The 7457-nt window shown below is 63.6% G+C and carries 8 protein-coding genes and 1 pseudogene; 5 read left to right on the forward strand and 4 right to left on the reverse strand.

Features of this window, described 5'->3' with window-relative positions:
• The first annotated feature begins 123 nt into the window (after window positions 1–123).
• Together GGD62_RS37775 and GGD62_RS37780 are read left to right on the forward strand one after the other, a co-directional pair.
• The gene (locus GGD62_RS37775) at window positions 124–1515 is read left to right on the forward strand and encodes a deoxyribodipyrimidine photo-lyase (RefSeq protein ID WP_246800457.1); all 1392 of its coding nucleotides are present in this window, start codon (window positions 124–126) and stop codon (window positions 1513–1515) included.
• Between the two features lie 66 nt (window positions 1516–1581).
• Window positions 1582–1899 carry a histone gene (locus GGD62_RS37780; protein WP_183234594.1) on the forward strand — a complete coding sequence of 106 codons (318 nt, stop codon included), beginning with the start codon at window positions 1582–1584 and terminating at the stop codon, window positions 1897–1899.
• A 59-nt stretch (window positions 1900–1958) separates the two neighbouring features.
• On the opposite strand, the gene GGD62_RS37785 is transcribed toward GGD62_RS37780, so the two are convergent.
• The 3 genes from GGD62_RS37785 to GGD62_RS37795 form a co-directional block, all read right to left on the reverse strand.
• A complete protein-coding gene (locus GGD62_RS37785; RefSeq protein ID WP_183713738.1) occupies window positions 1959–2702 on the reverse strand; it encodes a hypothetical protein in 744 nt (247 codons plus the stop codon).
• A 96-nt stretch (window positions 2703–2798) separates the two neighbouring features.
• Complete coding sequence (locus GGD62_RS37790; RefSeq protein ID WP_018322328.1) at window positions 2799–3671, reverse strand: DMT family transporter; 873 nt, start codon at window positions 3669–3671, stop codon at window positions 2799–2801.
• A 97-nt stretch (window positions 3672–3768) separates the two neighbouring features.
• Window positions 3769–4215, reverse strand: coding sequence for a hypothetical protein (locus tag GGD62_RS37795; protein ID WP_018322327.1), 447 nt, complete (start codon window positions 4213–4215; stop codon window positions 3769–3771).
• A gap of 302 nt (window positions 4216–4517) precedes the next feature.
• Between GGD62_RS37795 and GGD62_RS37800 the strand changes: the two genes are divergently transcribed.
• A complete protein-coding gene (locus GGD62_RS37800) occupies window positions 4518–4781 on the forward strand; it encodes a hypothetical protein (protein ID WP_018322326.1) in 264 nt (87 codons plus the stop codon).
• A 30-nt stretch (window positions 4782–4811) separates the two neighbouring features.
• Here the strand turns inward: GGD62_RS37800 and GGD62_RS37805 are convergent.
• Window positions 4812–5273: pseudogene (locus GGD62_RS37805) on the reverse strand (host attachment protein).
• Window positions 5274–5583: 310 nt separating this feature from the next.
• On the opposite strand from GGD62_RS37805, the gene GGD62_RS37810 reads away from it, so the two are divergent.
• Together GGD62_RS37810 and GGD62_RS37815 are read left to right on the forward strand one after the other, a co-directional pair.
• Window positions 5584–5874 carry a hypothetical protein gene (locus GGD62_RS37810; RefSeq protein ID WP_183713741.1) on the forward strand — a complete coding sequence of 97 codons (291 nt, stop codon included), beginning with the start codon at window positions 5584–5586 and terminating at the stop codon, window positions 5872–5874.
• A gap of 451 nt (window positions 5875–6325) precedes the next feature.
• Window positions 6326–7291, forward strand: a complete 966-nt coding sequence (locus tag GGD62_RS37815) for an AraC family transcriptional regulator (RefSeq protein WP_183713744.1) — start codon at window positions 6326–6328, stop codon at window positions 7289–7291.
• Window positions 7292–7457 lie beyond the last annotated feature (166 nt).

Raw genomic sequence — 7457 nt, forward strand, 5'->3', positions numbered from 1 at the left:
CTTACGGCCGCATTAACGACAGTTCACACCGCCGCGCGCGGCATGGTTTCCAAATCGTAAACGAGGACACCCCTGACCACGCCGAGCGCGCCTGTCATCGTCTGGTTTCGCGATGACCTTCGCCTGTCCGACCATCCCGCCCTCCATGCTGCCGTGAAAACCGGTGCGCCGGTGGTCTGCCTCTATGTGCTCGACGACGCTGTCGGGCGCCCGCCGGGCAGCGCAGCACGCTGGTGGCTGGCGCAGTCGTTGCGGGCGCTTGGCGCCGAGATTGCCACGCGCGGCGGATCGCTGATCCTGCGCAGGGGACCGGCGGCCAAGGTCGTCGCAGAATTGGCCCGCGAAAGCGGTGCCCGCGCCGTCTACTGGAATGGAATTGCGCAGGCGCCGCATCAGGCGGTTGAGCGGCAGCTCGAAGCCGCACTGGCAAAGCTTGGCATCGACGCGCAAGGCTTCCCCGGCGATCTCCTCGTCCCACCCTCGGCGATCCGCAACAAGGAGGGCCGGGGCTTGCGCGTATTCACGCCGTTCTGGCGGCGCGTGCTGTCGCTCGGCGATCCACCAAAGCCCTTGCCTGCGCCGAAGCAGCTGCGCCCTGGTCCAAAGATCGCCAGCGATCGGCTTGAAAGCTGGCAGCTCGAGCCGACCAGCCCGGATTGGGCGGGCGGCCTGCGCGAGACGTGGACCCCGGGCGAAGCCTCCGCGCGGGCCCGCCTGCGCGACTTCCTCAAGCACACCGCGCGCCGCTATGTCGGCGATCGCGATCGGCCGGATCGGGACGGCACCTCAAGCCTGTCACCGCATCTGCGCTTCGGCGAACTCAGCCCGCGCCAGGTCTGGCACGCGGCGCGCTTCGCCGCGGATGAAGATCCGGGGCTCGGGCCGGGCATCGACAAATTCCTGAGCGAGCTCGGCTGGCGCGAATTCTGCCGTCACCTGCTCCACGATCATCCGGACCTCGCGAGCGAAAACCTGCAGACGAACTTCGACGGCTTCCCCTGGAAACGCGATCCCAAGGCGCTCGCCGCCTGGCGGCGCGGCCGCACCGGCTATCCGATCGTCGATGCCGGTCTGCGCGAGCTCTGGCACACCGGGGTGATGCACAACCGGGTCCGGATGGTGGTCGCGTCCTTCCTGGTCAAGCACCTCTTGATCGACTGGCGCGAGGGCGAAGCCTGGTTCTGGGACACGCTGGTCGACGCGGATGCCGGCAGCAATCCCGCCAACTGGCAATGGGTCGCCGGCTGCGGCGCCGACGCGGCGCCCTATTTCCGCGTGTTCAATCCGCAGCTCCAGGGCGAGAAGTTCGATCCGGATGGAACCTACGTTCGGCGCTGGGTGCCGGAGTTGAAGGACATGCCGACCAAGCTGATCCACCGGCCCTGGCAGGCGGCGCCAATCGAGCTCGCGAGCGCGGGCATCACGCTCGGCAAGACCTATCCGCAGCCGCTCGTCGATCATGCCAAGGGACGCGAGCGTGCGCTCGCCGCCTACGCAAAGATCCGCAAAGGTTGAGCGCTGCTTTGACACAATTTCGAAACCCGCTATCGTCATCGCTCCAATCAAACCGCGGGGGACGCAATGGACGACGACAAGCCGATCACCGAACAGGCGATGGAGACGATCACCACAGCCGTGGAAGCGACCAAGGACGCGGCGGTCACCGCCGTCAAGAAGGTCCGGAAAGCCGCCAAGAAGGTCGCGAAGAAAGTAGCGCCGAAGAAGGCCTCCAAGAAGAAGGCCAAGAAAGCCTCGAAGAAGAGTTCGAAGAAGGCTGCAAAGAAGTCGTCGAAGAAGGCGACCAAGAAAACTGCAAAGAAGTCCGCGAAGAAGGCCGCCAAGACAACGGCCAAGAAAGCCACCAAGTCGAAAAAGAAGGCTCGGAAGGCCAAGCGCTGATCGGGACGCTCGAGCAGGTCTCCGGGTGCGTGCGCGCCCGGAGACAAGCCCGGGATACCCTACCCCCGCGGCCTGGATGCGCGCCGGCCCGGGTGATGCTCTCCCTTCGGATCACGGAATTCGCTGCGATGACCGCGGCGGTCCTCGGCCTTGAAGCGCCGCCGCTTTTCCGGTGAGCCGAATTGCTTGATCAGCCGCCTGCCATTGACCTTCTTGATGACGTAGCCCCCCTCTGTCATCGAGAATGGCGCCTTGAGCGATCCCATATGGTCGAATTTTGTGCCGCGGGGATGCTCGAAGGGCTCGAACCAGGACGGATAGACGAAGTTCGACATCGGGAAGCCGTTGACGAGAAAAGAGTCCTCCTCCACGGCGTCGCAGACCTCATAGGCATATTGGGTGTGGCGGGTCTTGTCGGCCCACAGATTGGCCATGGGATCCAGCACCATCTCGAACAGCTCGTGCGATGCCGCCAGGCTGACGGGCTCGTCGCCCAGCGCCTTGACGAAGATCTTCGAGATCGGCTGCCCCCGATGCGTCAGCTCGTGCCGTCCGAGGAAGTTCTTGTGGGTGGCGTCGTCAAAATAGACGAGCTGCCAGTCCGTCGGCTTCGGCTTGTGGGTGACGTCGAGATCGACGGGGTAGCCCCAGACGGGGAGGAAATGCTCGTCGTAGCATTTCTGGAGCGCGGCTGTGAGCTTGGCCATCATCCGGTCGCTCATCATCTCCTCCGCGTAGTTGATGCAGGCAATCCGGACCGGCTTCAACGATCTGCCGAGCAGCGCGCGCCTCGCCTTCTTCATGGAAATCACCGTGTGAATGTGAAGCTGAAATGCGTTCAGCCTAACATGAACCTGCCGCGCACGTCAGGGATGTATTCCAACGCCCGCTCCATCCGCCTAGAAGCGCCGGTTGACCACGAACACCGCGGCCGCGCACATCCCCATGCCGGCAATCGCCAGCGCGTCCAGCTTCTCTCCGAACAGCAGATAAGCCATCAGCGCGGTCACGGCGGGCACCAGATAGAACAGGCTCGCGACCGAGGTCGCCGCGGCGTGGCGGATCAGCCAGTACAACAGCCCGATCGATCCGATCGAGAGCGCCACCGCGAGCCAGCCGAGCGCGAGCACGAACTCCCGCGTCCAGTGCACCACGCGGTCTTCGAACAGGAAGGCCCCGATCGCGAAGAAGATGGTGACGGACACATATTGCACGAGATTGCCGGCGCGCCAGTCGATCTGGTTGCAGTAGCGGCGCTGGTAGAGCGTGCCGAGGGTGATGCTGATCAGGGAGACGACCGAGGCAAGCCAGCCGAGCCCGGCTTCACCGGTCATGGGACGGTTGTGCAGGATCAGCACCACACCGCCGAGGCCGAGCACGAGCCCGGTCCACTGCACCGGCGTCACCTTCTCGCCGAGCCAGCGGTTGGCGATGGTCGAGGTCAGGATCGGCTGCAGGCCCGGAATCAGCGCGGAGAGCCCGGCCGGGATCGAATGCGCGATCGCGATCGCGGTGCCGCCGAGATAGAAACCGTGGACGAGAATGCCGGCGACTGCGCTATGCGCGATGCCGGTGCGATCAGGCCATTTCGGCCGCGCGATCGCCACGATCATCGCCATCAGGCCGACCACGATCGCCATGCGGATGGCGAGATAGGTCAAGGGATCGGCATTGTTGACGACGTATTTGGTGCCGATGAATCCGGTGCTCCAGAGCAGGACGAACAGGATCGGCGCGGCGCGGGCGGTCAGGGCTTCTTGATTATGGTTCATTGCCGCCCTCATTGCCCCACCGGGGGCTATGCGGCAATGCGAATTTCGTGCGGACGATGCTGCGATGCGACGGACGTTTGCGGCTCAGCTCAGCCGCTCACCATTCTTCCGGACAGGGGTCGATGATCTTCCAGAGCTCGACGCCGTTCTTGATCTTTTTCATGTCGGTGGTGAGCCCGCCATTGCGGCGGATCCAGTCCTTCACCTTGTCGGGGTAGTAGGACATCAGGTCGGACGTGCCCTCGGAGCTGGTGACCTTGATGCCGAAGGTGAAGGCCTTGTCGTAATAGGCCTGGTGGAAGCCGAGGCTTGCCCGCGGCGTCACGCAGATCTTGTTCATCGGCACGATGCCGAGCACCAGCGTGCAGGCCGAGTTGCAGATGCCGTCGATGATGACGCGCTCGCCCTTCTCGCGGACGCGCTTGTACTTGGTCTTGTATTCCTCGACATAGCCGCCGTGGTCGCGGGTGATATGCAGCTCTGCCCGCGCCGGCGTGGCGGCGGCGATGGAGAGCAACAGCAGGCTCAGAAGCGTGATGCGCATGGCGGCGTGACGGCGAAAGCCTTCAGGAATGGACCGGCCTCGCAGGACCCGCGAAATGAGCCCCGAGGCCGGCAACAGGATTCTTAACCGAATAGTCTTTGGTCATACTTGTGTGGGGAATTCGTTAAGCATCCCGAAAAGGCCAAAAATGGGCAGCCTTCGACCGCATGTCGGGCAATTCTGTCACACCCACCCGGGAATCTGCGGGATGAGCCCCGATTTCCGGGCGCCGGACGGGTGCCCTGGAGGTGCGAAGTGGCTATAGATGGCTGACCACTTCGCGCGGGTTCCGGAGAATCGAGATGAGCAAGTTGACGCTTGTAGCCGCGGTTGCTGCCCTATCGGCCGCAATCCTAGCCCCTGGCCTCGCGGAGGCGCGGGGTCATCACCGGCACTACCGCCATTACGCCAATCCGCTGCCCTACCCGATCAGCTATCTGCACAATTACGGCCCCGGCATCACCCCCGGCACTTTCGCCTTTTACGACGGCCCGTCGACCAACCATTGCTACCAGAGCGCGGCCGCCTATGTCGGCCAGGACCGCCGCCGGCACCCCTGCTACTGAGGGGCGCTGGCGCGGCCTCTGCGGGCGCCTCTATTTGGCGGCGCCCGACAGCAGCAATTGCTTTTCGATCTCGTAGACCGGCAGCTTGACGAGGTCCTTGCCGACCTCGGCCCGCAGCGCCTTGCGCATGACGTCCGAATAATCGGCGCGGATCATCCCGAGCGCGCGCGGTGAGGCTACCATGGTCAGGGCCGTGGTCTCGCCAGAGCTGACAGCCGCATCAAGCCGGCCGGCAAGGCTGCGCAGGAAGGCGCGCTCGGCCTCATCGTGCCAATCGGTCTGCTCGGCCGAGCTGCGCACGCCGCCGGCAGCGGCATGCAGGCGGCCCGGCGCGTCGCTCCCTTGCGCGCTGGTCAGGGGATTGGGCTGCTAGTGCACCTCCCTGGTGTGAAGGTTCGGAAACATCTCGTCGCCGAGGTTTTCCAGAATGAGCGCCTTGCGCCCATCGCACACGACCAGCCAGCCGCCCTTGTCTAATCTCATCTTGTCCATTGCACAGCTCCAAGCAACCTCTGAGCCCGCCCTTCGAATTCGTCAAAGGCTGGCCACGCGACAAGACTACGAACGAAGCCGCGACGGCGAATTGCGCAGGATCAAGAACCGCATCGATGTCCTGCGGGGCCATCGCAGCGCGGGCCGCAGCATTGGTCACTCGGGCGAACCTGGGATAGTCTGGCGGGGTCGAGGTCAGGCCTGCGGCGGACCGGCTGAAGATTTGTTCATCAGCATTACATTTCGGTTCCGCCACAATTTGATCAGAACAACTTCGATATCCTGGATCGCGTCAGCGGAGGAAGACATCATGAATCTCAAGATCGGCCTCGTCGCCGCAAGCCTGTTCGGCGCCATGTTCGGTGCTTTGGCGGCATCGCCGGCGGCGTCTGCCATGCCCATCGCGCCCGCGCCTGCAACGCCGCAGGCCTCCGGCATCGAGCAGGTCCGCATGGTCTGCGACGCCTGGGGGCGCTGCTTTTGGCGTCCGAACTACTATGGGTATTACGGGCCCCGGCCGTATTACGGCCCCCGGTATTATGGGCCGCGCTATTACGGTTACGGTCCACGCTATTATGGCCCACGCTATCGCCGCTGGTGACAACTGAAGGGGCCCTCGGGGCCCCTTCGCTTTTGCGAGATCATTCCTTGCGCCGTCATCGCCGGCCTGGAGCGATTCCAAAACTGATCCAGATCAAAGATGAAATCGGCCCGCACCGTCATTCTACGGTAATGGCGGACTTGATCGTTTTCCGATGCCCCCAGACGGGCATGAACGTACAGACGGATCTTGAGAAGCAGCTGAGGCAGGAGAGACGGAGCTTTGCATCCTTCGCCTGTCCCGCCTGCACACGGCTGCATTTCATCGACCTCGCCTCCGGCCAGCCGATGAGCCGGGAACGTTGATGGTGGCATTGATCTGACGGACGTCATGGCATGACGTCCGCAATACTACGGCCTGAAATTCGGTTTACTGAAACGCGATGTTTCGCCATTGATGGCGGTGTATCGACGTTCATTTGATTGTCACATTTCAGCAGCCGGCCAGACCCATGTTGTTCGACGCCCTCGCTCCGTCCTCCGCCCTTCAACTGATCGGCTTTGCCGACGTCGATGCGTTTCGGCCGATCGAGACGATGGAGGACGCCAGAAGCATTCCGCTCGACATTCCGAACTTCGCCGCGGCCCGCGCCGTCGTCTCCCTGCCGGCGTGCCGCATCATCATGATGAGATCGTTCGCGCGCATCCTCGACACCGCCTATCGGATGCCGGGCGGAATGGTGATCCTGTCCATGACAGACGACCTCCAGGTCAATTTCAAGGGCTCGGATCTCGACGCGCGCTTCTTCGTGACGCTCCGCGGCAACGATGAATGCCATTTCGTCGAGCCTCAGACCAATCATCATGCAATGATCATCTTCTCCCCCGAGCTCAGAGACCGGGGCTGGTTCGATCAGGCCGACGATTTGCGGGCTCATGTCGCGAACCGGCCTGCCCTGCTCCACACAAGGCAGCTCCTGCTCGACATCCTGCGAACCGCCTCAATGCAGCCGCTCCTGTTCGAGACCACCGAGGCGGCGGCCCATCTGCAGGAGGGCCTGCTGCTCGCACTCGACGATCTGTTTCAGATCGATTCGATGTCGGATCGGAGCGCCTCGGTCCAGGGCGAGCGTTCGATCAAGCTCGTGGAGCGGATCGACGATTACCTCGCAGCCCATCCGACCGTACCGATCTATACCGCCGATCTCGCCGGTGAGTTCGGCGTCTCGATCCGTACCCTCGGCGGCGCGGTCAGCAAGGTGCGTGGCATGAGCCTGCACCAGTACATTCGCCTCAAGCGGCTGTGGGCGACTCGCGCCCGCCTGCTCAAGGGCGGCGGCGCCACTGTCGCCATATGTGCGCGCGCGCAGGGCTTCCATCACATGGGCGAGTTTGCCGCGGCTTATCGCGCGACGTTCCACGAGGCGCCCTCCGACACGCTGGCCCGCGGACGGCAAGGCGGCGTCTCGTCATTCTGACCGACGCGGCAAGCCCTCGCGAGGCTGCGCGGCATCAGCGCCGTTCTGGAACATATCTGGAACGCCAATGATGAGCGGCCCGAGACATAGGTGACAGAACGTACCGGACACATGGGTTACACTTTCCGCTTTTGTTCTGCGGGAGGTTGCGATGCCGTGGAGAGCG

This window comes from Bradyrhizobium sp. ERR14 (assembly GCF_014198235.1).
Taxonomy (GTDB): Bacteria; Pseudomonadota; Alphaproteobacteria; order Rhizobiales; family Xanthobacteraceae; genus Bradyrhizobium.